Origin of the sequence: Streptomyces sp. NBC_00400, from assembly GCF_036048035.1 — a bacterium.
In the GTDB taxonomy this organism is placed as follows: Bacteria; Actinomycetota; Actinomycetes; order Streptomycetales; family Streptomycetaceae; genus Streptomyces.
This window is the reverse complement of record NZ_CP107940.1, coordinates 4,883,463-4,907,316: the sequence shown is the minus strand read 5'-3', so window position 1 is coordinate 4,907,316 and position 23,854 is coordinate 4,883,463. Positions and strand designations below refer to the sequence as shown.

General features: G+C 71.4%; 22 protein-coding genes and 2 tRNA genes. 13 read left to right on the top strand and 11 right to left on the bottom strand.

What is annotated here, in order from left to right; genetic code table 11:
- Window positions 1-433: 433 nt before the first annotated feature.
- On the top strand, window positions 434-601 hold the full coding sequence (locus OHS81_RS21510; RefSeq protein ID WP_328386300.1) for a hypothetical protein: 168 nt from the start codon (window positions 434-436) through the stop codon (window positions 599-601).
- Between the two features lie 376 nt (window positions 602-977).
- Here OHS81_RS21510 and OHS81_RS21505 read toward each other — a convergent pair whose 3' ends face one another.
- From OHS81_RS21505 to OHS81_RS21495, 3 genes are all read right to left on the bottom strand, one after another.
- Window positions 978-1,229, bottom strand: coding sequence for an Acb2/Tad1 domain-containing protein (locus OHS81_RS21505; protein ID WP_328386299.1), 252 nt, complete (start codon window positions 1,227-1,229; stop codon window positions 978-980).
- Between the two features lie 26 nt (window positions 1,230-1,255).
- A tRNA-Asp gene (locus tag OHS81_RS21500) sits at window positions 1,256-1,329 on the bottom strand.
- Between the two features lie 623 nt (window positions 1,330-1,952).
- Window positions 1,953-2,765 carry an exodeoxyribonuclease III gene (locus OHS81_RS21495; RefSeq protein WP_328386298.1) on the bottom strand — a complete coding sequence of 271 codons (813 nt, stop codon included), beginning with the start codon at window positions 2,763-2,765 and terminating at the stop codon, window positions 1,953-1,955.
- Window positions 2,766-2,899: 134 nt separating this feature from the next.
- Between OHS81_RS21495 and OHS81_RS21490 the strand changes: the two genes are divergently transcribed.
- From OHS81_RS21490 to OHS81_RS37475, 11 genes are all read left to right on the top strand, one after another.
- Complete coding sequence (locus OHS81_RS21490; RefSeq protein ID WP_328386297.1) at window positions 2,900-3,388, top strand: GNAT family N-acetyltransferase; 489 nt, start codon at window positions 2,900-2,902, stop codon at window positions 3,386-3,388.
- Window positions 3,389-3,522: 134 nt separating this feature from the next.
- Window positions 3,523-4,452, top strand: coding sequence for an ABC transporter ATP-binding protein (locus OHS81_RS21485; protein WP_328386296.1), 930 nt, complete (start codon window positions 3,523-3,525; stop codon window positions 4,450-4,452).
- Window positions 4,449-5,501, top strand: coding sequence for an ABC transporter permease subunit (locus OHS81_RS21480; protein ID WP_328386295.1), 1,053 nt, complete (start codon window positions 4,449-4,451; stop codon window positions 5,499-5,501). Before OHS81_RS21485 ends, OHS81_RS21480 begins: the two co-directional genes overlap by 4 nt.
- A gap of 211 nt (window positions 5,502-5,712) precedes the next feature.
- On the top strand, window positions 5,713-6,108 hold the full coding sequence (locus OHS81_RS21475) for a GntR family transcriptional regulator (protein ID WP_088798196.1): 396 nt from the start codon (window positions 5,713-5,715) through the stop codon (window positions 6,106-6,108).
- Window positions 6,109-6,252: 144 nt separating this feature from the next.
- Window positions 6,253-7,032 (top strand): MerR family transcriptional regulator, encoded by a 780-nt coding sequence (locus tag OHS81_RS21470; RefSeq protein ID WP_328386294.1) that lies wholly within the window; start codon window positions 6,253-6,255, stop codon window positions 7,030-7,032.
- Between the two features lie 192 nt (window positions 7,033-7,224).
- On the top strand, window positions 7,225-8,493 hold the full coding sequence (locus OHS81_RS21465) for a glycosyltransferase (RefSeq protein ID WP_328386293.1): 1,269 nt from the start codon (window positions 7,225-7,227) through the stop codon (window positions 8,491-8,493).
- A gap of 151 nt (window positions 8,494-8,644) precedes the next feature.
- Window positions 8,645-9,214: a M23 family metallopeptidase gene (locus tag OHS81_RS21460; protein ID WP_328386292.1), complete on the top strand. Its 570-nt coding sequence runs from the start codon at window positions 8,645-8,647 to the stop codon at window positions 9,212-9,214.
- Window positions 9,215-9,305: 91 nt separating this feature from the next.
- Window positions 9,306-9,737, top strand: a complete 432-nt coding sequence (locus tag OHS81_RS21455) for a helix-turn-helix domain-containing protein (RefSeq protein WP_328386291.1) — start codon at window positions 9,306-9,308, stop codon at window positions 9,735-9,737.
- Complete coding sequence (locus tag OHS81_RS21450) at window positions 9,734-10,573, top strand: alpha/beta fold hydrolase (protein WP_328386290.1); 840 nt, start codon at window positions 9,734-9,736, stop codon at window positions 10,571-10,573. Before OHS81_RS21455 ends, OHS81_RS21450 begins: the two co-directional genes overlap by 4 nt.
- 143 nt (window positions 10,574-10,716) lie before the next feature.
- The gene (locus OHS81_RS21445) at window positions 10,717-14,298 is read left to right on the top strand and encodes a HelD family protein (RefSeq protein WP_328386289.1); all 3,582 of its coding nucleotides are present in this window, start codon (window positions 10,717-10,719) and stop codon (window positions 14,296-14,298) included.
- The gene (locus OHS81_RS37475) at window positions 14,232-14,798 is read left to right on the top strand and encodes a transposase (RefSeq protein ID WP_443058741.1); all 567 of its coding nucleotides are present in this window, start codon (window positions 14,232-14,234) and stop codon (window positions 14,796-14,798) included. The genes OHS81_RS21445 and OHS81_RS37475 overlap by 67 nt, the downstream gene beginning before the upstream one ends.
- 73 nt (window positions 14,799-14,871) lie before the next feature.
- Here the strand turns inward: OHS81_RS37475 and OHS81_RS21440 are convergent.
- From OHS81_RS21440 to galU, 7 genes are all read right to left on the bottom strand, one after another.
- A tRNA-Ala gene (locus OHS81_RS21440) sits at window positions 14,872-14,944 on the bottom strand.
- 75 nt (window positions 14,945-15,019) lie between these two features.
- A complete protein-coding gene (gene sepX, locus OHS81_RS21435) occupies window positions 15,020-16,069 on the bottom strand; it encodes a divisome protein SepX/GlpR (RefSeq protein ID WP_328386288.1) in 1,050 nt (349 codons plus the stop codon).
- A gap of 151 nt (window positions 16,070-16,220) precedes the next feature.
- Entirely contained in the window at window positions 16,221-16,835 is a 615-nt protein-coding gene (locus OHS81_RS21430) for a GNAT family N-acetyltransferase (RefSeq protein WP_328386287.1), read from the bottom strand.
- A 14-nt stretch (window positions 16,836-16,849) separates the two neighbouring features.
- Window positions 16,850-17,353 (bottom strand): MogA/MoaB family molybdenum cofactor biosynthesis protein, encoded by a 504-nt coding sequence (locus OHS81_RS21425; protein WP_328386286.1) that lies wholly within the window; start codon window positions 17,351-17,353, stop codon window positions 16,850-16,852.
- Entirely contained in the window at window positions 17,350-17,832 is a 483-nt protein-coding gene (moaC, locus tag OHS81_RS21420) for a cyclic pyranopterin monophosphate synthase MoaC (RefSeq protein WP_129295901.1), read from the bottom strand. The genes OHS81_RS21425 and moaC overlap by 4 nt, the downstream gene beginning before the upstream one ends.
- Before the next feature lie 61 nt (window positions 17,833-17,893).
- Window positions 17,894-19,234 carry a molybdotransferase-like divisome protein Glp gene (glp, locus tag OHS81_RS21415; RefSeq protein WP_328386285.1) on the bottom strand — a complete coding sequence of 447 codons (1,341 nt, stop codon included), beginning with the start codon at window positions 19,232-19,234 and terminating at the stop codon, window positions 17,894-17,896.
- Window positions 19,235-19,238: 4 nt separating this feature from the next.
- The gene (gene galU, locus OHS81_RS21410) at window positions 19,239-20,141 is read right to left on the bottom strand and encodes a UTP--glucose-1-phosphate uridylyltransferase GalU (protein ID WP_088798216.1); all 903 of its coding nucleotides are present in this window, start codon (window positions 20,139-20,141) and stop codon (window positions 19,239-19,241) included.
- A gap of 111 nt (window positions 20,142-20,252) precedes the next feature.
- Here galU and OHS81_RS21405 point away from each other — a divergent pair, with 111 nt between their 5' ends.
- On the top strand, window positions 20,253-20,924 hold the full coding sequence (locus OHS81_RS21405) for a 5-formyltetrahydrofolate cyclo-ligase (protein ID WP_443058740.1): 672 nt from the start codon (window positions 20,253-20,255) through the stop codon (window positions 20,922-20,924).
- Window positions 20,925-21,070: 146 nt separating this feature from the next.
- On the opposite strand, the gene OHS81_RS21400 is transcribed toward OHS81_RS21405, so the two are convergent.
- Entirely contained in the window at window positions 21,071-23,794 is a 2,724-nt protein-coding gene (locus OHS81_RS21400) for a penicillin acylase family protein (RefSeq protein ID WP_328386284.1), read from the bottom strand.
- Window positions 23,795-23,854: the final 60 nt, after the last annotated feature.

Here is a 23,854-nt window from a genome sequence, read left to right as displayed (position 1 = left end):
TCGACTTCAGCGTCCGCCTGGCCGAGATCCAAGACTTGCAACAGTCTTTAGAACGCCGGACCGCCGCTGTCACCCTGGAAGGGCCGGACGCTCTAGCTTTCCACGCGACACTAGCGGCGGTAGCGGCGCATAAACTCCAAGCACTCATGGAAATACACGTTGTCGAGTACGCCACTTGCCCCGTCCCGCAAAGCGAACGAGAACAGGTGGCGGCCCTCAACCTCCAGCTGTCGGGCAACCTGGCAGAGGTTCAGGTGCGTGCTCGCCGCTACGTGTAGCTCTGAAGACCTTGGAACCCGTACAGAATCTGAGCTGCTATACGCTTGCGATCCGGAAGCCAAGGCCAAGGGGGCATACCCCCAGGTCACAGCTCCGCAGGGTGTGAAGCCTCCGCCCGCCGGCGCGTCGGTCGCGCCTTCGCCCTGTTCGCCTCATGACCTTCACGCGCGCTCTTGCGTGCGTGATGCCAAGAGCACAGGGCCTGAAGGTTGATGATGTCGTGATCATCACCGGCCTTGATGTGATCCACATCAGTGGCCAGCTCAGTGCACCGCACCCCATCGACCAAGACAGCCACGCACTGGTAGCCATCGCGCTGTAGCACCAGCGCTCGCAGGGCTGACCAGTTCGAGGGCAGACGCTGCCGACGGTTGCTCGTGCCCCACGCCATAGCGCCTCCCCTCTCCCGCTGGCTACACCCAGCCCCCTGTCAGGAAGTGGGTCACCAGCCAGGCCAGCCCCAGCAACAGTGCAGTACGCCGCACCTTCACCAGCGGGCCCCGCCCTCTGATGCCAGCCCACTTCCACATGTGCTCGCTGAAGGTGTCGCCCGCCCTCTTATTGAGGAGAGCCGGGGCCTCCAGTGCCACAAAGGCAGCAAGCCATCCCAGCCAGGCCACAGACCACATAGACAAGCTGTCTCCCTATGTCGTCCGTGAGACCGGAACATGTTCCGGTCCTGAGCTACCCGGGCGCGACTAGCAGGCGTTCGGCGGCAGCGTGGGCTGCACGCACAGGCAACACCCGCGGGCAATGGAGGCGTTGGCCCACATCAGGGTCTCCTCCAGCTTCATGAAGACCACCGACTTTTCCCGGTCGTCCGGGAGCTGTTCATTCAGCGCCACGGCCAGCCGCTTGACCTCCGCGCGCACCAGCGCGTGAAGCTCCACGGTCTGCTCACACCGCGGAGAGTGATGGTCGAACCGCTTGCAGATCTCTTCGTATGTCATCGCACACTCCCGCCGGCGGGAGAGAGCGGCCCCGACCGGACTTGAACCGGCGTCCTCCCGATCGACAATCGGGCGCTCTCGCCAACTGAGCTACGGGGCCTTGCAATCCCCACCCCTGGGACGATGTCGCCAAGGGCGGGGACGCTCACCGCCCGTCTGCGGCCAGGCCATTGGTCGGCCTTTGGACGGGCAAGTCAATCCCCCATCGCCGCCGCGTAAGCCGGTCAGGGGGCCTGTGTGGTGGGGGTCGAACCCACGCTCCCGCCGTGTTCCCTGACCCTCGCCAGGGCCAGGTACTAGGGCCGGGTGCACTCCGCACACTGCACACAGGAGAACAAGGGCCCCGTCCGGGGGCCAACTCAACCAGGGGAGTCCTGGGAGGGCCCACCGCGGACGGGACGGAACGGGTTCACTCTCACGTCCACGTCTACGCGCTGGCGCGTGGAACGGCTCCCGCTCACGTCTTAGTTGTCTGGGGACGGTTACAGCCCAACGAGGTGCCTACGGTTCGCTCCTGAGGGGTGATGCAGAAAAACTGCATCTCCGTACTACTTCCTATATGGATCTCTCAAGGAAGTAGTACGGAGATGCAGTTTTTCTGCATCATCTACCGCTACCTCATCACGTAGAGCGTCAAGCGGTCACCCAGAGTGGCGAGAGTGCCTATTTGGCGGAGATGAAAGGGCCACCTGCGGAATAGGTCACTCCGGTTACATGGGGTAGCTAGAGGCCCTGGCGATCAAAGACAGCCGTTACAGGCGCATGGTCTGACCAGCGCTGATCGTAGGTGGCGGGCCGCTCCACATACGCCTTTACGCAGTGTTCGGCGAGACCAGGCGAACTGACGATAAGATCAATACGCCACCCCGCGTCGTTGTCGAAGGCGCGGCCCCGGTAGGACCACCACGAGTACGGGCCCTCGGTGTCCGGGTGCAGGCCGCGGACGACGTCGACATAGCCGCCGCGGGTCTCGTCGAGGACATCGGTCAGCCAGGCGCGCTCCTCCGGGAGGAAGCCGGACTTCTTCCGGTTGGCCTTCCAGTTCTTCAGGTCGGCCTCCTGGTGGGCGATGTTCCAGTCCCCGCACACCACCACCTCACGGCCGTCCGCCGCGGCCCGCTTGCGCAGGCCGACGAGGTAGGGCAGGAACTCCGCCAGGAAGCGCTCCTTCTCGTCCTGCCGCTCGGTGCCGACCTCGCCGGAGGGCAGGTAGAGGCTGGCGACGGTCACACCGGGCAGGTCCGCCTCGACGTACCGCCCGCTGCCGTCGAATTCCGCCGATCCGAACCCCACCCGGACCCGCTCCGGCTCCCGCCGGGTGTAGAGCGAGACCCCGGCCCGGCCCTTGGCCGCCGCGGGGGCGTGCACGGTGTGCCACCCGGCGGGCTCGCGCACCTCCTCCGGGAGCTGAGCGGTCTCGGCCCGCACCTCCTGCAGGCAGAGCACATCGGCCGCGGTCTCCGCCAGCCACGGGACAAAGCCCTTCTTGGCCGCGGCGCGCAGCCCGTTCACATTCACGGTGGTCACGGTGAGCACAACATGCTCCTTGGTTTCGCAGGCGGGAGGAGGCTGCCCCACACACTGACGGTGGTCACGGTGAGCATCCCGGCACGATACCCATCCCCGGACCTCATCGCGCCGGGCGCCCGCTCGCCCGTACGATTTCTGGAATGGAGATACGCCCCGTCCGCTATGACCACCCCGACGCGGTCACCCTCGATGCGCTGGTGCAGCAGGAGTACGCCCGGCGCTACGGCGACGACGGCGACATCACCCCGCTCGCCCCGGAGATGTTCACCCCGCCGCGCGGCACGTATCTGATCGCGTACGACGGCACCCGCCCGCTGGCCACCGGCGGATGGCGGCTGCAGGAGGACGCGGCGGAGGGGTACGAGACCGGCGACGCCGAGATCAAGCGGATGTTCGTGCTCCAGGAGGCGCGCGGGCGGGGGCTGGCCCGGCGGATCCTGGCCGCCCTGGAAGCGGACGCGCGGGCCGCGGGGCGCTCCCGGATGGTGCTGGAGACCGGCACCAAGCAGCCCGAGGCGCTGGAGCTGTACGCCTCCAGCGGCTATGTGATGGCCGAGAAGAAGTTCGGGCTGTACCGGACCTACGAGGACAGCCGGTGCATGACGAAATCGCTGGTGGAGCGCGTCTGAGGGACACCGGGCCGACGCGCGCCGGCCTCCCCGCCCGCGCGTTCGCACGGGCGGCGTCCTGACTTTTGTTGACAGGCGTCCGGGCCGCTCCCCATACTCATTCCACTAATCAACTAGCTAAAGGGGGGATCCGGGTGAGCGACCCGAGCCCGTGGGCCATCGAGGCCGAGGGACTGGGGAAGAAGTACCGTGGCGGCTGGGCGCTGCGGGACTGCTCCTTCCGGCTTCCCGCCGGCCACATCTGCGCGCTGGTCGGACCGAACGGCGCGGGCAAGAGCACGTTCCTGGGCACCGCGACCCGGCTGATCCAGCCGACCACCGGCACCCTGAAGCTGTTCGGTGTCCCGGTCTCCGACCCCGCCGTCCTGCAGCGGGTCGCCTTCCTGGCGCAGGACAAGCCGCTCTACCCGCGCTTCACCGTGGCCGAGACCCTGCGCCTGGGCCGTGAGCTGAACCCGCGCTGGGACCAGGCGCTGGCCGAGCGGATCGTACGGTCAGGGAAGGTGCCGTTCAGCGCCCGGATCGGCACCCTCTCCGGCGGCCAGCGCACCCGCGTCGCCTTCGCGCTCGCCTTCGGCAAGCGGCCCGAGCTGCTGCTGCTCGACGAGCCGATGTCCGACCTCGACCCGCTCGCCCGGCACGAACTGTCGGGGCTGCTGATGGCCGAGGCCGCCGAGCACGGCACCACGGTCCTGATGTCGTCCCACATGCTCGCCGAGATGGAGGTCATGTGTGACTACCTCCTGGTGCTCGCCGAGGGCCGGCTGCGGATGGCCGGCCAGACCGAGGAGCTGGTGCCCGCGCACCTGCTGGTGACGGGCGTGGCCGGTGACGACGGCGGGGTGCCCGAGGAGCTGCACCGGCAGCACACCGTGGTCGAATCCCGGGTCACCGGGCGGCAGTTCAGCGCCCTGGTCCGGCCGCACGGCCCGCTCTCCGACAGCTGGGACTCGCTGGCCCCGAGCCTGGAGGAGGTCCTGCTGGCCTACCTGCGCTCGCCCGACGCGCCCACCCTGATCGCGGACGAGGCCCGCACCGACGGGCCGCGCGAGGCCGCCGCGTGAGCCGGCCCGGCGCCGCCGTCACACCGGGCGGGACGGACGCGGCTGCCGACCCGGGCACGACCGCGGACGCGGACACGGGCAGCGGTCCCGCCTCCGCGGCCGCGGTCCGCCGCGGACTGCTGCACGGCCTGCCCTGGCTGGTCTGGCGCCGGCACCGCGCGCTGCTGGGTACCGGTCTGCTGATCACCGTCGTGGGCTGTGCAGCCTTCGCCTACCAGCGCATCGGCCTGATGGACTTCCTGCACACCAAGGGTGCCTCGGCGGGCCCCGGGGGCCAGGTGTCCACGGAGTTCCAGAACGCCTTCGGCACGACGTTCAGCCGCGATATCCAGTTCCTGCAGCTCCTGCCCGTACTCGCCGGCATGTTCCTCGGCGCCCCGCTGATCGCGGGCGAGCAGGAGCGCGGCACCCTCAAGCTGGTCACCACCCAGTCCGCGAGCCGCGGCCGCTGGATCGCCGCCACGCTCGGCCTGCCGCTGGCCCTCGTCGCGCTGTGCACCACCCTGCTGTCGGCCGCCTTCACCTGGCTGTGGTCCCCGGCCCACGCCCTGGTCGCCGACGGCGACTGGCTGGCGAGCGGCGCCTTCGACAGCACCGGGCCGGTTCCGGTGGCCACGGCACTGTTCCTGACGTCCTGCGGTATCGCCCTCGGCATGCTGATCAAGCGGGTGACGGCGGCGATGGCGGCCACCGCCGTCCTCTCCGCGATCGCCACCGTGATCTGGGACGAAAAGGTGCGCCCCCTCCTCGGCACGCTGCGCAGCGTCAGCTACCCGTACGGCGGCGACGGCCCGTCGCTGCCGGCCGCCTCCGTACGGATCGACGACTGGGTGTCCACCGCGGACGGCAGGCTCTACGGCTTCGGCACCTGCACCACCGGCGACGCCGGGGCCTGCCGGGCCAGGCTGGGCATCGTGAGCCGGGTGACCCAGTACTTCGACTACGGGCAGATGGCGGGGATGCAGTGGCTCGGCGCGGGGATTCTGCTGGCGCTGGCAGCCGTGGTCCTCGCGTGCGTCGTGTGGCGGGCACACCGGCGGCCGCTCTGAACGGCGCGGCGCGCGGCGGACGGTACGGGCGGCGGCACGCGGTTTCCCCGCGTACGGGGAACACCCCGGGCGGCGCTTTGACACCCGGCACGGCCGGGCCGATCATCAAGCGGTCGGGCCGCACGGTCCCGGCGGCCCGGAGGACGGCACCCGCGGCCCGGAGGGTGGCAACCGCGGCCCGCAGGGCGGCACCGGTGAGAGCAGCAGAGAGGTGGTGAGCGTCGTCGAATTCCGCATCGACCGCCGCAGCGGCGTCGCCACCTACCTCCAGATCGTCCAACAGGTCCAGCAGGCACTGCGGTTGGGCATTCTGGTGGAGGGCGACCGGCTGCCGACCGCCGCGCAGGTCGCCGCCACGACCAAGGTCAACCCCAACACGACCCTCAAGGCCTACCGCGAACTGGAACGCGAGGGCCTGGTCGAACCGCGCCCCGGCCTCGGCACCTTCGTCAGCCGTACACTCGCCCGCCCGGAGTCCGCGGCGGACGCCCTGCTGCGCGAAGAGCTCCGCTCCTGGGTGGACCGGGCCCGCGCGGAGGGGCTGGACCGGGAGGACGTCCAGGCGCTGATGAACTCGGTGCTGCAGGACCGGTATCCGCAGGGCTGAGCCGGACGGCCCCGGCGAGCTTCCCGCCCCGCTTGACCCTCACCCCACGTCAGGTTCCACCCTGAAGGACGGCACGGCCCGCCACCGGTGGCACCCCACCGGGAAGGACGGGCCGGCCGGACGGACGGGATGAAAGGCGCTGCGATGAGCTACTCGGTCGGGCAGGTCTCCGGATTCGCGGGCATCACGGTGCGGACCCTGCACCACTACGACAAGGCCGGCCTGCTCTCCCCCAGCGACCGCAGCCCCGCCGGCTACCGCCTCTACAGCGATGCCGACCTCGCCCGGCTGCAGCAGATCCTTTTCTACCGGGAACTCGGCTTCCCGCTCGACGAGATCGCCACCATCCTCGAAGACCCGCAGGCCAACGTCCTCGATCACCTCCGCGCCCGGCACCGCAGCCTCAACGACCAGATCGCCAAGCTGCAACGGCTGGCCGAGGTCGCCGAGAACGCCATGAAGGTCCAGGAGACCGGCGTGCAACTGACCCCCGAGGAGCGCTTCGAGGTCTTCGGCGAGCTGACCTTCGACCTCACCTACGCCACCGAGGCCCGTCTGAAGTGGCAGCACCTCGAAGGCCACCAGCGCTCGATGGCACGGGCCGCCGCGCACTCCAAGGAGGACTGGGCGACGCTCATGGCCGAGCACGCCGACTGGCGCCGGCGGCTGACCGCCGCCTTCGACGCCGGGGAGCCCGCGGACGGCGAGCGCGCCATGGACCTCGCGGAGGAACAGCGCCGGCACATCACCCGCTGGTTCACCCCCTGCCCCACCGATATGCACGGCCGGATCGCCGACGACTTCGCCGCCGACCCCCGCGCGTTCGCCCTGGTCATCCCGCCCAGCGAACAGCGGCCCGGCCTCGCCGCGTATGTCCGCACCGCCGTGCACGCCAACGCCGTACGCCAGTCACCGGCCTCCTAGGGATTCGCCAGGAGCCCCTTAGTGCTCCCCTCCGGGGGCTCCACCAGGGCCTGTCACCAAACTCCCCGCCTGCCCCGCGCCCCCGGGCCGCGCCGCCCTGCCTGCGCCGCCGCACTGCCCCACCGTGCCGCGGCCCCACTCTCCTGACCGCCCTCCCTGACCTCCTCCCTGCCCGAGAAGGCCGAGACGCCCATGACGAACATCCTGATCACCGCCGCCGGATCGTACGGCGACGTCGCCCCGTACACCGGCGTGGGCGCCCGGCTCCGCGAGGCCGGCCACGAGGTCGCCCTCGCCACGCACGACACCTACGCCGGCCTCGTACGAGCCGCCGGCCTGGAGTTCCGCCGCTTGCCGGCCGACCCCCGCACCCGCCGCCACGGCACCGCCGGACCGGCGCAGCCCGCCGGCCCCGTCAGCAAACGCGCCCTCATGCGCCAGGCCGCCGCCTTCATCGAGGAACTGGGCGGCGGAATCGCCGAAGCCGCCCACCCGGACACCGGCCTCCTCCTGCTCTCCGCCACCACCGCGCCGCTCGGCCACCATCTCGCCGAGGCGATGAACATCCCGTACCTGGACCTGCCCCTCGTACCCGGCACGCCCACCGGCGACTTCGCCCCCGTCGTCAGCGGCGGCCGCTCACTGGGCCGCCTGGGCAACCGCGCCGCCGGCCGCCTTTCGCTCCGCGTCATCGACCGCCTCTACGCGGACGCGACCCGCGACCTCCGGGCCCGCCTCGGCCTGCCACCCGCCACCGCCCGCACGGCCCGCCGCCGCGCCGAAGCCGCCGGCCGGCCGGTCCTGCACGGCTTCAGCGAGGTGCTGGTGCCCCGCCCCGCGGACTGGCGTGCCGGCCTGGACGTGGTCGGCAACTGGTGGCCCTGGCATGCACCGGACGACCGACTCCCGCCCGCCGTGGAGGACTTCCTCGCCGCGGGCCCGCCCCCGGTCTTCATCGGCTTCGGCAGCATGGCGGGCGGCGACGGCGAGCGCCTGAGCGCCCTCGCGGCAGCCGCCCTGCGCCGCGCCAAGGTCCGCGGCATCCTCCAGTCCGGGTGGGCCGGGCTGACCACCCGGCACATCCCCGGGCACGACGACCTGCTCACCATCGGCGACATCCCGCACGCCCTTCTCTTCCCCCGGACGGCCGCCGTGGTCCACCACTGCGGCGCCGGAACCACCGCCGCGGGACTGCGCGCAGGCGTCCCCACCGTCCCGGTCCCGGTCACCGCCGACCAGCCCTTCTGGGCCGCCCGCCTGGCCTCGCTGGGCGTGGCCACCGCCCCGATCCCCTTCGCCGGCCTGTCCGCCGACCACGCCGTCGCCCGCCTGGCCCACGCCCTCACCCAGGCCACCGCCGCCCCCGACCGCCGCAACCACGCCACCGAGGCCGCTCACCGCCTCGCCGCCGAGGACGGCGCGGGCCAGGTCCTCAAGGCGGTCGAACGCCTGGGCGTCTGAGGCGCCCCGCCCGCCCCCCGCACTCCCCCCGCATCCCCATCCGGCCGCCCGGCCCAACGAGGCTCACCCGCCCGGCCAACCTCCACCCGTTCGGCGGCCCGGCGGCCCGCCCCGGGATGCGACCACCCGCCACAAGGCGTGGGCTCGCCACATGACCCCATTCCGCATCCGCCGCCCGCTCCGCAGAATGCTGCTGCACGCCATAGCCACGGCGGCCATGGGCTGCGTCCTCACGCTGACGGCCTCCCAGGCGGCCCACGCCGCCGCGCCCACCGCCGCCGGCACCCACTCCGGCAAGTGGACCCACCCCACGACCGCGCACTACCGCATCAGCTCGCCCTACGGCGCCCGCGGCCACTGGCAGGCCGGCCACCACACCGGCATCGACCTCGCCGTCCGTTCCGGGACCCGGGTCAGATCCGTGGGTTCGGGCACCGTCGTCCTCGCCAGGAGGTCGGGCGCCTACGGCAAGGCCGTGACGATCCGGATGAACGACGGCCGCTACATCCTCTTCGGCCACCTCTCGCGCATCACCGTCCGCCCCGGCCAGAAAGTCCGCGCCCGCACCCGCCTCGGCTACAGCGGCGCCACCGGCCGCGTCACCGGCCCCCACCTCCACCTCGAGGTCCGCAAGAACCGCCGCTACGGCTCGGACATCAACCCCCTCACCTACCTGGCCAGACACGGCATCCGCCTCACCCCACGGTCCTTCACCCGCTGACCTCCTCCCCGCCGCCCCACTCCCCTACCGACCTCAAACTTCCCTAACCTTCCCTATTCTCTTCCCCGGTAGGGAACGTTAAGGTACTTTCGTGAGCGAGCACTTCTACTCCGTGGAGCAAGTCGCCGAACGCCTCGGCCTGCACGTACGCACCATCCGCAGCTACGTACGGGACGGACGGCTCCCCGCGGTCCGCATCGGCAAGCAGTACCGGATCGCGCACGAGGACCTGGAAGCGTTCACCGGCCGTCCGGTGCCGGCGCCCCCGGGCGAGACGGACGGGCGGCAGCGGCATTCCGAGGTGTCGAGCATCGTGGAGATCGACGGGGTCAGCGCCGAGACGGCCGACCGCCTGACCATCCTCCTGGTGGGCTCGGCGACCAACGGCCGGCCGGGGGACGAGCCGCTGCGGATCGAAACGGCCTACGACCAGGAGCGGGCCCGGATGAAGATCATCGTGCTGGGCGGCCTGGGAGCCACCGCCCGGCTGCTCGACTACGTGGAGGGGGTGCTCTCGTCATGAGCACGATTTACCAGTCCGAGGCCGGCGCGAACGAGATCCAGCGGCGCTATCAGGAGGCGCTGCAAGCCTGGCCGGTCGCCGCCGAACACATCCGGATACCGACCCGCGAGGGCGAGACCTTCGTCATCGCCTCCGGCCCCGAGGACGCCCCGCCCCTCCTGCTGTTGCACGGCAGCGGGGCGAACACGGCGGTGTGGCAGGACGACATCGCCTCCTGGTCCCGGCATTTCCGTACCTACGCCGTCGACGTCATCGGCGAGCCCGGCAGGAGCGCACCGTCCCGCCCGCCCCTCGCCTCCGATGCCCCCGCGCTGTGGCTGGACGATGTGCTGAAGGGGCTCGGCATCACGGACACCTCGATCGTCGGGATGTCACTCGGCGGCTGGCTGGCGCTGGACTACGCCACCCGCCGGCCGCAACGGGTGACGCGCCTGGGCCTGCTGTGCCCCGGCGGCGTGGGGAAGCAGAAGATGGGCTTGGTGTTCACGTTCCTGCTCCTGCGCCCCTTCGGACGCTGGGGAGCGCTCCGGTCGGCGCGCACCGCAACGGGCCTGGACACGCACCAGACCCGGCACCTCCTCGACCACGTGATGCTGACCTTCCGGCACTTCAAGCCGCGCACGGAGCGGCTTCCCGTGTTCCCCGACAGCGCGTTGCGCCGCCTGACCATGCCGGTGCTGGTGACGGCCGGCACCCGCGACGCCCTGTTCGACTCCGCTCAGACCGCCCGGCGCATGCACCGTTGCGTCCCGCACGCGACCGTGAACCTCCTGCCCGAGGCCGGACACGCACTCCTCGGCCAGACCGCCTCCGTCCTGGCCTTCCTCCGCGGCTGACCCGCCGGCCGGCCCTCCGGCAGGGCCGGCCGGAGGAACTGACGCGATGACCATGCGTCACCATCCCTTGTCTGATAGTTATGTGAACGGGGTACGGGCGCAGGCCCGTAGCGGCATCCGTGGACGCCGCAGGGAGGATGCACATGAGCGCCACCACACGCGACGAGGTCATCGCCGTCGAGCAGAAGGCGGTGGACCACGCCTACGACTGCTACCGCGCGCGGCTGGCCCAGATGAGCGGGGCGTCGGCCGCCACGGCATCGGCGAGCGGCAAGGACAGCATCGCCAACCGGATCGAGGCGGAGGCGCGGGCGGAGGAGTACGGCGGGCTCGGCGACGAGTCACTGGTCTTCTCGCGCGTCGACGCACCGGAGGAGCCGGGCGGCGAACACCGCCCCTGGTACATCGGGCGACGAGGCGTGCGCGACGCCGTGAACGAACCGGTGGTCCTGCTGTGGACCAGCCCGCTGGCGAAGAAGTGGCTGGAGGCGCGGCCCGAGGCACCCGGAGAGGTGAGCCTGCGACGGCAGTTGCGCTGTGTGCAGCGTGTGGTCGAGGGCTACTTCGACGAGATCGCCCGGGCAGCTCCCGTATTACCCACCTCACCCGCATCACCCACCTCACCCACGCCCGTCCCGGCGCCGCGACCGGCCGCGGACGACTCCCGGCCGGCGGCCACGCCCGAGGCTCCCGTCGCGGCGCCGGGAAAGGAGCGCCCGCCGTCCCGTACACCCGGCGATGCCGCCCGCCGCCGGCGCCGTAAGACGCTCCAGCCGGACGACTTCCTGCTGCGGGAGCTCCAGCGGTCACGCAGCGGCCGTATGCGGGACATCGTCGAAACCATCCGCCGGGACCAGATGGACCTGGTCACGGGCTCCCCCTCCGACATCCTCGTGGTGCAGGGCGGCCCGGGCACCGGCAAGTCCGCAGTCGGTCTGCACCGCGTCACCTGGCTCGTCAACAACGAGCACTTCAAGGCCCAGGACATCCTCGTCATCGGCCCCCACCAGCGGTTCCTCGATTACGTCGGACAGGTCCTGCCCACCCTCGGGACGCGGGACGTCAACGCCGTCCAGCTGACCCGCCTGTGGGACGGCGAGATCCGCGGCACCGACACCCCGCGGGCGCGGCTGGTGAAGTCGGACGACCGCATGGCGGCCGTCCTGCGGCGCCGGGTCGAGAACGACTGCCGGCCCGAAGTCCTCGACGACCTCACCACCGCCCCCTCCTTCGAGGGCGACGAGCCCGCGGTCGTCGTCACCGCCGGCAGCACGACCCTGCGCGTCCCGCGAAGCGAAGTCCTCGCCCTCCTCGACGAGGCGCGGGGCGGCGACGGCGCCTACCGGGAACGCCGCGAACGCTTCCGCAGCCTGTTCGTCGACCGCCTGCTGCAGGAACTCGCCGCCATCGCCCCGCGCCGCGGACAGGGCGGTACGATCCGCCGCGACCTGGAACGCAACCGCCGGGTCGAACGGCTCGTGGACCGCCTCTGGCCCTCGCCGGGCGCCAGGGAGGCGCTGCGCACTCTCTACGACTCGTCCGACCTCCTCGCCACCTGCGCCGCCGGCCTCCTCGACGACGTCGAACAGGCGGCCCTGCGCCGCCCCCGGGCCGCCACCGCCGATGCCGACCCATGGACCCTCGACGACCATGTCTGCCTCGAAGAACTCCGTTTCCTCATCTCCGGGGAGATCCCGAGGCGCTACGGACACATCGTCGTCGACGAGGCGCAGGACCTCACCCCCATGCAGGCCCGCGCACTGCGCCGCCGTTGCGCGGTCAACGGCTCCATGACGGTCCTCGGCGACCTCGCCCAGGCCACCGGCCCCCACACCCACACCAGTTGGGACCGCCTCGGCACCCTGCTGTCCGACCACGGGGACTGGCGCGTCGCCGAGCTGACCACCAGCTACCGCGTGCCCGCGGAGATCATGGAGTTCGTGGCGCCCCTCGCCCGTGCGGTCGCCCCCGCCCTGCCCTACCCGCAGGCCGTGCGCGAGGCGGGCGACGGCGCCGTACGGACCCTGGCGACCGAGCCGTGGAAGCTCCTCGACGACACCGCCGCCCAGGTCACCCGCCTGGTGGGCACCAGCGACGGGAACACCCCGCGTTCCGTGGCCGTCATCGTCCCCGACGACTCGGGCTGGCTCGACGAGATCAGCCGTCATCTGGACGAGCGCGCCGACCTCTCCGCACAAAGCCGCGAGACCGTCTCCGTCCTGGCCGCCGCGCAGACCAAGGGCATGGAGTACGACCACGTCCTGGTCGTCGAACCCGCCACCATCGCCGACCGCGGCCCGGCCGGCCCCCGCCAGCTCTACATCGCCCTCACCCGCAGCACCCAGAGCCTGACGGTGCTCCACACCTCCGCCCTCCCGTCGGTCCTGACGCACCCCGACGTCACCCTCGACGCGGACACCGACGTCCCCTCCGAACCCACCGAACCACCCGCCACCGAAGCCGCCGGCACCACCGAAGCCACCGAAGCCACCGAAGCCACCGAAGCCACCGAAGCCACCGAACCAGCCGAATCACCGACCACCGGACCCACCGGAACCACCGGCCCCGAAGCCGAAGCCGAATCCGAATCCGAATCCGGCACAGCTCAAAACGACATCCCCCGGATCGGGACCGACATCCGCGTACGGGTCATCGGCCCCGGCCCGGGCGGCCGCTACAAGGTCAAAGCACTGGCCCCCGAGACCGACCGCCCCCTGGTCCTGACCGTCCGGCACGGCTCCGCTCCCCCGCGTCGAGGCGAGAAGCTGGACTGCTGGGTCTTCGCCAACGAGACCAACCAGAGCGTGCTCACCACCGACCAGCGCGGCCGCAAGCCCCTCTCCCCCACGATGGCGGAACGCTACGTGGCAGCACTCGACGTGCTCGACGAGCTGCTGACCGGCGACGGAAACGTCCCCCAGGACGCCCGCAGCCGGCTGTCCGATCTGCAGGGCATGGCCCACCGCGTCCTCCGCCGCGAGCAGGCGGACTGGGTGGACGTACGGCGCGTGCTCGGGTCCCCGGACAGACACCGTCTGGGCGTGCTGCGCGACCTCATGGCGGGCGCCCACCGCGCGCTCAAGGACAACACCCTGGACACCGGCCGGCTGCAGCACGACCTCACGCACTCCGACTGGACCCCGGCCCTGGCCGAAGCCCGGAAGACGCTCCGGACCCGCCTCGCCGCCGACGCCGGAACAGACTTCGAGAACGTCCCCGCCACCCCCGCGCACCAGCCCGACCCGAAGGAAACCGAACCCGTGCCCACCGTCGCAGAAGTTCCCACCGCACCGGCCGTGACCACGAAGGAAGGATTCCTGCGCGCCCTGGAGACCTCGGCCGCCGCCGACCGCACCTGCAAGAAACACGAGTCGGTGCGCTACGCCCTGAAGTCCGCCCTGCTCTGGGCAGACCTCCAGCCGGCCGACTCCCCGCTCGTCGACGTCAGCTGCCGCACGGACAACGGCCTGTTCCTCTACGAGGTCCTGGGCGCCGGCCGCTCCACCTACGAAGACCTCCGCTCAGGAGCGACCCGTCTCCTGGAGATCAACCACACCCTGCCCACCCCGGCCGACAGCCTCTACCTGGTCCTCTCCGAACCCCCCACAGAGGACTGGTCCGCCGACACCATCCACGACGTCTTCCACGCCCACGTCCTGTGGCGCACCCCGGACGGCTGGGGCGGCGACAGCCCGGAGTCCGCCCTGCTCCCCGGCCGGAAGTAACACAGCCGCCCTGCGCCCAAGCCAATCCGTGCAGTTGGGCGCATCGGCCTGCCCTCAGCCGGCCCGCGAGGGACCTGATTTCCCTGCTGATCGCGTCCGGCACGGCGGTTCCTCGGGGCAGCCAATGGGACTTGCCGCTGGTAAGGATCAGACAGGTCCGGGAGGTCGGCCTTCCTCGCTTAAACGCCCGCTCGTCCAGCGGCGCAGTACCGCCGCCCTGGCGGCGCGGCGGTACTGCGCCGCTGGACGAGCGGGCGTTGTTCACCTCGGCGGTATACGTCCTGGCCGATGGATGCGCGTGGCGGCATGTGCCCCCGACGTTCGGTGTCTCGCCGGCCACCGCGCACCGCCGGTTCACGGCCTGGACGAAGGCGGGGCTGTGGCGGCCGCCGCACCGGGCGGTACCCATGGAGATCCACACACACATGCCCTCGAAGCCGACGCGGAAGGCGCTGCGGAAGCCGGGCAAGCATCTTTGGTCCTCAGCTGATCCCGCGTAGTTGCTGTCCTTCACTGCTGCACGACAGGAAAAAGCCCCCACCGGATCATCCCGGTGGGGGCTTTGACGCGCTGTGGACCTGAGGGGATTCGAACCCCTGACCCCCTCGTTGCGAACGAGGTGCGCTACCAGCTGCGCCACAGGCCCTTGCGACGAGTGAAACTCTAGCATCTCGGTCGCGGTGCTCGGAAATCGCTTCCGGTGCTGGTCAGCGGAGGACCGTCACTCGTTCGCCGCGCGCGGGCGGTCCTCGTTCTCGTACTGGTCGAAGAGGGGGGTGCGGCCGCGGGTGCGGCGGCCGGGGTGGGTGGGGCGGTCCTGGGAGGGGGTGTCGGCCTGGGGGTGGTCGGGGGCGGAGCTGGAGCGGGCGGAGCTCCAGGCGTCCTCGGCGTCGAGGTCGACGTGGCTGGTGGCGCGGGGGGCGACCGGCGCGGTGACGTAGGTGGGGAGGGGGACCGGGACCGGGTCCCAGCTGCCGGCGGCGGGGCGGGGGCGTTCGCGTTCGCGCTGCTGGTCGACCCACTCGGCGTGGTCGGTCTCCTCGACCAGGGCGCGGCGGCCCGCGGTGTGGGCGGGGGTCGCGGGGCGGGGCGGTTCCAAAGCCGCGTCGGGCGGGGTCTCAGCGCGGACGTCGGCCGGGTGGTCGGCGGCGGGCGGCTGCTCGGCCGCCTGCTGAGGGCGGGCCCGGCGTCCTTCCCGCAGGCGCTGGGCCGCGGCCTCCGCCTTGCGCCGGTCCATGGTGAAGGTGAAGCGCCGCCGCTCCTGGGCGCGCAGGTAAATGATGTACGCGGTCAGCAGGAGGGCGGGCAGGGCGGGGGCCCAGAGGAAGGGGAGGCCGCCGACCGCGGCGACGATGGCGCCCGCGGTGAAGGTGAGGAAGAGCATGGTGGTGGTGCGCCGGCGGCGGGCGAGAACCTTGGCGCGCTTGGTCCGCTCGGCGGCGGAGGGGCGCGGCGGGGCGGCCTGCACCCGGGTGTGGGGAGCCTCGGCCGGGTCAGCCGCGGCGGGGTCGCCGAAGGCCCGGGCGGCGGCCTCGTCGGCCGGGGCGTCCGGGTCCACGTCGTCGCCCGCATCGTCGGCGGGGTGCTCCCCGTGTGCCTTGTCGTAACGGCGCTGCATCGCCGCCCGTCCGGACAGCAGCCGGATGGCGGTGCTGAAGCGCTCGGTCGGACGGGCCTCGTTGAGCTCGTCCTGCCTACGGAGCCACATCGGCACCAAATAGGCAGCCCAGGCCCCGACGATGACTGCGTAGATGAGGCCGCTGCTTCTCACAACTCACACGGTAGAGGGGTTTGCAGGGGGCCATCCGCCAATTGGGCCGGTGTGTCGCACGATCTGGCTGATATCTCGAACTTTTTTGTGATGGTAGAGATCAGTGTCTCCGCCGATCCGGTCAATCAGGGAATAGATTCGAACATTTATTTTATTTGTGGGGTGTGCCGGGAGTACTGGGCTTCTCCCTGCGCCAGCGGCTGAGCAGGCCTTCGGGCACTTCTTCCGCGGTGAGCGCGAAGACCAGGTGGTCGCGCCAGGCACCGTCGATGTGGAGGTAGCGCGGGCGGGTGCCCTCTTCACGAAAGCCGAGCTTTTCGACCACCCGGCGGCTGGGGACGTTCTCCGGGCGAATGCAGATCTCGATGCGGTGCAGTCCCACGGACCGGAAACAGTGGTCGGCGGCGAGCGCCACGGCGGTCGGGATGACACCGCGGCCGGCGACTTCCCGGTCGACCCAGTAGCCGATATGGCCGGAGCACATGGAACCCCAGGTGATGCCCGCGACCGTCAGCTGGCCGACGAGCCGGCCGCGGTACTCGACGACGAACGGCAGCATCCGGCCCGCGTGCGCCTCGGCGCGGAGGTGGCGGACCATCTGACGGTACGTGGGGCGGTGCGGCGGGACGAGGCCGGGCGGGGGCGGCGGGACGGTCGCCTCCCAGGGGCGCAGCCAGTCGCGGTTCCGGCGGTTGACCTCACGCCAGGCCCGTTGGTCGCGCATCTTTATCGGGCGGAGGGTCACCACTCCGTCCGTGAGGACCACCGGCCAGGGCGCGTTCAGCTCGGGCTCCCGGAAGGTCTGGGGTGGTCGCCGCCGCGGATCTGGTCGACGGCGTGCGGCAGGAGGCCGGTGAGGACGGCGAGGCCGTCGCGGACCCCGCCGGACGAGCCGGGGAGATTGACGATCAGGGTCGTACCGGCGACGCCCGCCAGTCCCCGGGAGAGCGCGGCGGTGGGGACCTTCGCACGGCCGGCGGCGCGGATCGCCTCGGGGATGCCGGGGACCTCGTAGTCCAGGACCTGGCGGGTGGCCTCGGGGGTGCGGTCGGTGGGCGACAGGCCCGTACCGCCGGTGGTGAGGACGACGGCGTAGCGGGCGGAGGCGACGGCGCCGCGCAGGGCGGCTTCCACCGGTTCGCCGTCGGGCACCACCTGCGGGCCGTCGACCTCGAAGCCCATGGCGGCCAGGCCCTCGGCGAGCAGCGGGCCGCCCTTGTCGGGGTAGATGCCGGCCGCGGCGCGGTTGGAGGCGGTGACGACCAGGGCACGGGCGGGGCTCATGACCGGCTCCAGTCGCCGGACTTGCCGCCGGTCTTCTCCTCCACGCGGATGTCGGAGATCACCGCTGCCTTGTCGACGGCCTTGACCATGTCGACGACGGTGAGCGCGGCGACCGAGACGGCGGTCAGGGCCTCCATCTCGACGCCCGTGCGGTCGGTGGTCTTGACGGTGGCCGTGATCTCGACGGCGTCGTCGGTGAGGGAGAGGTCCACCGTGACGCCGGAGACGGCCAGCGGGTGGCACAGCGGGATCAGCTCGGGGGTGCGCTTGGCGCCCATGATGCCGGCGATCCGGGCGGTGGCCAGGGCGTCGCCCTTGGGCATGCCCTCGCCCCGCAGCAGCTCGATGACCTGCGAGGAGACCAGGACGCGGCCGCGGGCGGCGGCGGTGCGGGCGGTGACGTCCTTCGCGGAGACGTCGACCATCCGCGCCGCGCCCGCCGCGTCGAGATGGGTGAGGTGTTGCTGGCCGCTGCTCATCGTTCTCCCGGTACCCAAACTGCCGCCTGTGGGACGACACCGTACCCCCGGCGGCAGCGGGCTATCCGAGCAGGACGACGTCCACGTCCGAGCCCGCGGCGACCTCGGTGGTGTCCTCGGGGACGATGATCAGCGCATTGGCGTGCGCCATGGCCTTGATCAGGTGGGAGCCGGCGCCGCCGACGGGGGTGACCGTGCCGGCGTCGGCGTCGTACGAACCGCGCAGGAACTGGCGCTTCCCCTTGGGGGAGGAGGCGACGGCGTCGGTGCACCGGGCGGGGGTGACCGGGCGGTGCACCTCGGGCAGCCCCATCAGGGCCCGGATGGCGGGCCGGACGAACAGCTCGAAGGAGACGTATGAGCTGACGGGGTTGCCGGGCAGCGCGAGGAGCGGGGTGCGGTCGGGGCCGATGAGGCCGAAGCCCTGGGGCTTGCCCGGCTGCATGGCGAGCGTGCGGAACTCGACCGTGCCCCCCGCGAGGGGCGAGCCGTCGGACTCCGTGGCGGACAGGGCGGTCAGGGTCTCCTTGACCACGTCGTACGCACCGACGCTGACGCCGCCGCTGGTGACCACGAGGTCGGCCCGGATGAGCTGGTCCTCCAGGGTGGAGCGGAGGGTGTCGGCGTCGTCGGCGACGGCGCCGACGCGGTAGGGGATGGCACCGGCGGCGCGGGCGGCGGCGGTGAGCTGGAAGCTGTTGGAGTCGTGGATCTGCCCGGGGCCCAACGCCTCGCCGGGCTGGACCAGTTCGCTGCCGGTCGACAGCACCACGACCCGGGGGCGGGGGCAGACCTTGACCGTGCCGCGGCCGATGGCGGCGAGCAGGCCGATCTGGGAGGGGCCGAGGACCGTGCCCGCCCGCAGGGCCGGCTCGCCTTCGGCGGCATCGCTGCCGCGGGTGCGGATATGGGCGCCGGCGGCGGCCGGGCGGTGGACGCGGACCTCGCCGGCGGCGTCCTGGGGGGCGGCGCTGTGGGCGCGCATCGTGGCGGCGGGCCCCTCGCCCGTGCCGCCGTCGGTCCATTCGACGGGGACGACGGCCTCGGCGCCGGGCGGCAGCGGGGCGCCGGTCATGATGCGGGCGGCCTGGCCGGGGCCGATCTCCGGCAGTGCGCCGCTGCCCGCCGCGACATCGCCGAGGACGGTGAGGGTGACCGGTGCCTCTTGCGTGGCGGCCGCGACATCGGCGGCGCGGACCGCGTAGCCGTCCATGGAGCTGTTGTCGAAGGGCGGCAGGGCGACGGGGACCGTGATGTCCTCGACCAGGACGCAGCCCTGGGCTTCGAGGAGCTGCAGCTCGATCGGGTCCAGCGGGGCGATCTTCGCCAGGACGTCGTCGAGATGCTCGGCCACCGACCAGACGCGGTCCTGGTGGCGGGTCCGGCCGGTGGCGTGGTTCAACGTCTCACATCTCCTCGGTGACGTAACTGCGAAGCCAGGACCGGAAGTCCGGGCCCAGGTCTTCACGTTCGCATGCCAGTCGGACAATGGCACGCAGATAGTCGCCGCGGTCGCCGGTGTCATAGCGGCGGCCCTTGAAGACCACGCCGTGCACCGGGCCGCCCAGGGCGGGGTCGGCGGCCAGCGCCTGGAGGGCGTCGGTGAGCTGGATCTCACCACCGCGGCCCGGGGCGGTCTTGCGCAGCACCTCGAAGACGGCCGGGTCGAGGACGTAACGGCCGATGATGGCGAGGTTGCTGGGCGCCTCGGCCGGGTCGGGCTTCTCGACCAGGTCGGAGACGACCACGACATCGTCGTCGCCGGTGGGCGCGGCGGCGGCGCAGCCGTAGAGGTGGATCTGCGCCGGGTCGACCTCCATGAGGGCGATCACGGAGCCGCCGTACTGCTCCTGTATCTCGACCATGCGCGCCAGCAACGGGTCACGGGGGTCGATCAGGTCGTCGCCGAGGAGGACCGCGAAGGGCTGGTCGCCCACGTGCGGTGCGGCACACAGCACCGCGTGGCCCAGGCCCCTGGGGTCGCCCTGCCGTACGTAGTGCATGGTCGCCAGGTCGCTGGACTCCTGCACCTTGGCGAGCCGGGATTCGTCGCCCTTGCGGTGCAGGGCCTCTTCGAGCTCGTAATTGCGGTCGAAGTGGTCCTCGAGCGGGCGCTTGTTGCGTCCGGTCACCATCAGCACGTCGGAGAGTCCGGCGGCGGCCGCCTCCTCCACCACGTACTGGATGGCGGGCTTGTCGACGACCGGCAGCATCTCCTTGGGTGTGGCCTTGGTGGCGGGGAGAAACCGGGTGCCGAGGCCGGCCGCGGGGATGACAGCCTTGCTGATCCGTGTGTGCGATGGGGTCATGCGCGCCACCATAACCGGCCCTATCGGAACGATGATGAGGGTCTGGTGAATAGAGCATGAGAGCGGGAGCAAGGGCACACAGTGAGCGTTGACGACGATAGAAAGCGCAGGTTGCGGCGGCATCTCCTGGAAGTGAGGAGAGCATTGCCGCCGGATGTCGTCGCCGTGACGGGCGAGGCGCTGGCCCGGAGGACGCTGGAGCTGGACGAGTTGGCCGCGCCCGTCAGCGCGCGCCCCGGCGGCCCCGGCAACCACGGCGGCCCTGGCAACCCGGGCGGCCCCGAAAGCCCCGGCGGCCCCGGCGGCCCGCCCACCGTCGCCGCCTATGTGTCGATCGGCGGCGAGCCCTCCACCCGCGCCCTGCTGGACCGGCTGCGGGCGGCCGGGGTGCGGGTGCTGCTGCCCGTCCTGCTGCCGGACAACGATCTGGACTGGGCGCTCTACGAGGGCACCGAACGGCTCGTACGGGCCGGCCGTGGGCTGCGGGAACCGGACGGGGCCCGGCTGGGCCCCGAGGCCGTCACACAGGCGGATGTGGTGCTGCTGCCGGGGCTCGCGGTGGACCACGGCGGGCTGCGGCTGGGGCGCGGCGGCGGCTCCTACGACCGGGTGCTGGCCCGGCTGGAGCGGGCCGGTGCGCGGGCGTCGCTGGTGGTGCTGCTCTATGACGCGGAGGTGCTGGCCGAGGTGCCCGCCGAGCCGCACGACCGGCATGTGCATGCTGCGGTGACCCCGTCGGCGGTGCACCGGTTCACGGCGCCGGGGGGCCGTACGGAGGGCTGAGGCGGGCCGTATACGGGCGGGCCGGGAGCCGCGGACGGCGCGGGGCCCCAAACGCGTCGGGCGGGCCGGAAATCTCCGGCCCGCCCGACGGCGCAGCGATCACCAGGTGGCGGCGGACAGGCCGCCCGCCCCCAGGGGCAGCGCCCCTACGGCGACAGCGTCAGCGTGTCCTTGCCCGCCTTCTTGACGGCGTCCTGGCTGTACGCCCAGGGCAGCAGGTCGCCCTTGGCCCACTTGTCGGTCTGGTCGTAGTAGTGGGCGTCGTACGCGTGCCCCGAAGCGCCGGTGAGGTTGATCCAGCGGGACTTGTCGAGGTCGGCGAGGTTGACCACCATCCGCATCGACGGGACCCAGGTGACCTTGTAGCCGCTCGCGGCGTTCCAGCCGGTGGCGTCGACCGCGGCCTCACCGCCGCCGACGTTCCAGGGCCCGCGGTTGAACAGGCCCTGCAGCATGCCGGGTCCGTCGGTGCCCAGGGTCTGGTTCTTCAGGAACATCTGGTGCAGCCGGCCCCAGCTCCAGTTGTCGATGTTCTTGCCCAGCTTGGAGGTCAGTTCGTAGCGCGCGTCCGCCATGGCGTGCGCCAGGAGCTGGTCACGGTTCTTGTCGCCGGGACGATTGGGCCGGTCCTCGGTCTTCCACCAGGCGTTGTTCGGGTCGTCGAGGATGCCCCGGACGACCTCGTACCAGCGGTCGCCGCCGTCGGGCTGGGCGGTGTCACCGGCCCGCTCGCCGCATTCGCGGACGTACTTGTCGTTCTCGTCGGCGGGGCCGTTCTCGTCCGCCGGGCGGACGGTCAGGCACTGCCCGTCGGGGCGCAGCTCCTTGGGCATCTTGTTGCCGAAGGCGAGCTTGAGGGTGTTGCGCCAGACGGCGTTGAAGTAGGCGGCCGCGGCGGAATCGGGCTCCTGGGTGAAGTCCCAGCCCTCCAGCAGCTGCTGGGCGTCGCGGACGTACTTGTCCTTGATGTCGATCTTCGTGAGGTAGGGCGTCAGCAGCCGGGCGATCTCGCTGCTGTTGTCCTGCTGGAAGGCCTGCATGTCGTCGGTGGAGACCTTGCCGCCGTCCTTGGTCTTCGACTCGATCAGGTCGTTGATCCGCTGGCTGCGGGAGCCGTAACCCCAGTCCTTGGTGAGGAGGTAGGGGTACTTCTCGTCCGTGACGGCCTGGTTGGCGGTGACGATGTAGCCGCGCTGGGGGTTGTACTCGTACGGCAGCGCCTTCTGCGGGATGTAGCCGGTCCACTGGTACTTCGGGTCCCAGCCGGGCGCCGGGAGGGTGCCGTCGTAGTGGCCGTCGCCCTTGCCGCGGACCGGGATCCGGCCCGGGGCCTGGTAGCCGATGTTGCCCTTGGTGTCGGCGTAGATCAGGTTCTGCGAGGGGACCTCGAAGTCGCCGGCGGCCTTGCGGAAGCCGTTCCAGTCCTTGGCGCGGTCGAGTGCGAAGACGGCGTCCATGGACTTGCCGGGGTTCAGCGCGGTCCAGCGCAGCGATACGGCGTAGCCGTCGCCGCGGTCCGGTGCGGCATTGCCGACCGGGGCGTCCTTGCCGACATTGGCCAGTTCACCGTCCCGGTCGGAGACGATCGGCCCGTTCCTGGTGGACCGGACGGTGATCTCGCGGCTCTCGCCGTCGGCGACCTTGATGGTCTCCTTGCGCGTTATGAAGGGCTGCTGCTTGTTGTCGTAGAGGTAGCCGTCGGAGTTGACCTTCTCCAGGTAGAGGTCGGTGACGTCGGCACCGAGGTTGGTCATGCCCCAGGAGATGTCCTGGTTGTGGCCGATGACGACGCCGGGCATACCGGAGAAGGTGAAGCCGGAGACGTCGTAGTTGCACTTGGGGCCGGTATTACGGCAGTGCAGGCCCATCTGGTACCAGAGCGAGGGCATCTGCGGCGCCAGGTGCGGGTCGTTGGCGAGCAGCGGTTTGCCGGTGGTGGTGTGCGCACCGGAGACGACCCAGGAGTTGGAGCCGATGCCGTTGCCGTTGGGGCCGAGCAGCGCCGGGACCTTGTCGAGGGTCTTGGACAGCGAGGACAGCTGCGACTGCAGGCCCGCGGTCGCGCCGGCGGGGGTGGCAGGAGTGGCGTTCGCCGAAGCCTTGGGCGAGAACTTCTTGGTGGCGGGGTCGACCGCGCCGCCCTCGACGATCGGCTTGTTCCGCTTGTACGGGTATGCCGGGTAGAGCTGGGCGATCTGCTCCGGGGTGAAGCGGCTGGTCATCAGGGAGCGGTCGATCTCCTCCTGCATATTGCCGCGGAGGTCCCAGGCCATCGCCTTGAGCCAGGCCACCGAGTCGACCGGCGTCCACTTCTGGGGCTTGTAGTCGTTCTCGAAGTCCAGCGCCGCGTACTCCAGGGACACCGCCGAACCCTCGTGGTCCTTGAGGTAGGCGTTGACGCCGGCGGAGTAGGACTGGAGGTACTTCTTGGTGCTGGGCGACAGCTTGGTGTCGTACTCCTTCTGCGCCACGTCGTGCCAGCCGAGGGTGCGCAGGAACGAGTCGGTCTTGACCTCGCTCTTGCCGAACATCTCCGAGAGCCGGCCGGAGGTCATGTGGCGCCGTACGTCCATCTCCCAGAAGCGGTCCTGGGCCTGGACGTACCCCTGGGCGCGGAAGAGGTCTTCGTCGGTGTCGGCGTAGATCTGCGGAATGCCGTTGCCGTCGCGGACGACATCCACCGGGTTGGCCAGGCCCGGGAGTTTGAGCGAGCCGGTGGTCTGCGGGAGGGAGGCACGGACGGTACTGACCCCCCAGAACGCGCCGAAGCCGATGCCCGCCACGAGCAGCAGCACGACCGTGATCGCGACGAGGCGGCCGCGCCGCCCCTTCTTTTTCCTGGGGACTGGGCCGGACTTGTTGGCGGGCATCTCGGTCCTTCGAGGGGCAGGGTGGGAGTGCTGGAGCAACCATAGGCGCACGGGTCCGGC

Bases quoted from the DNA above. Each gene is read 5' to 3' on its own strand.
- OHS81_RS21510 (WP_328386300.1), top strand. From the start codon at position 434: ATGACCTTCACGCGCGCTCTTGCGTGCGTGATGCCAAGAGCACAGGGC.
- OHS81_RS21505 (WP_328386299.1), bottom strand. From the start codon at position 1,229: ATGACATACGAAGAGATCTGCAAGCGGTTCGACCATCACTCTCCGCGG.
- OHS81_RS21490 (WP_328386297.1), top strand. From the start codon at position 2,900: ATGGAGATACGCCCCGTCCGCTATGACCACCCCGACGCGGTCACCCTC.
- OHS81_RS21470 (WP_328386294.1), top strand. From the start codon at position 6,253: ATGAGCTACTCGGTCGGGCAGGTCTCCGGATTCGCGGGCATCACGGTG.
- OHS81_RS21465 (WP_328386293.1), top strand. From the start codon at position 7,225: ATGACGAACATCCTGATCACCGCCGCCGGATCGTACGGCGACGTCGCC.
- OHS81_RS21460 (WP_328386292.1), top strand. From the start codon at position 8,645: ATGACCCCATTCCGCATCCGCCGCCCGCTCCGCAGAATGCTGCTGCAC.
- OHS81_RS21450 (WP_328386290.1), top strand. From the start codon at position 9,734: ATGAGCACGATTTACCAGTCCGAGGCCGGCGCGAACGAGATCCAGCGG.
- OHS81_RS21445 (WP_328386289.1), top strand. From the start codon at position 10,717: ATGAGCGCCACCACACGCGACGAGGTCATCGCCGTCGAGCAGAAGGCG.
- OHS81_RS21425 (WP_328386286.1), bottom strand. From the start codon at position 17,353: ATGAGCCCCGCCCGTGCCCTGGTCGTCACCGCCTCCAACCGCGCCGCG.
- moaC (WP_129295901.1), bottom strand. From the start codon at position 17,832: ATGAGCAGCGGCCAGCAACACCTCACCCATCTCGACGCGGCGGGCGCG.
- galU (WP_088798216.1), bottom strand. From the start codon at position 20,141: ATGACCCCATCGCACACACGGATCAGCAAGGCTGTCATCCCCGCGGCC.
- OHS81_RS21400 (WP_328386284.1), bottom strand. From the start codon at position 23,794: ATGCCCGCCAACAAGTCCGGCCCAGTCCCCAGGAAAAAGAAGGGGCGG.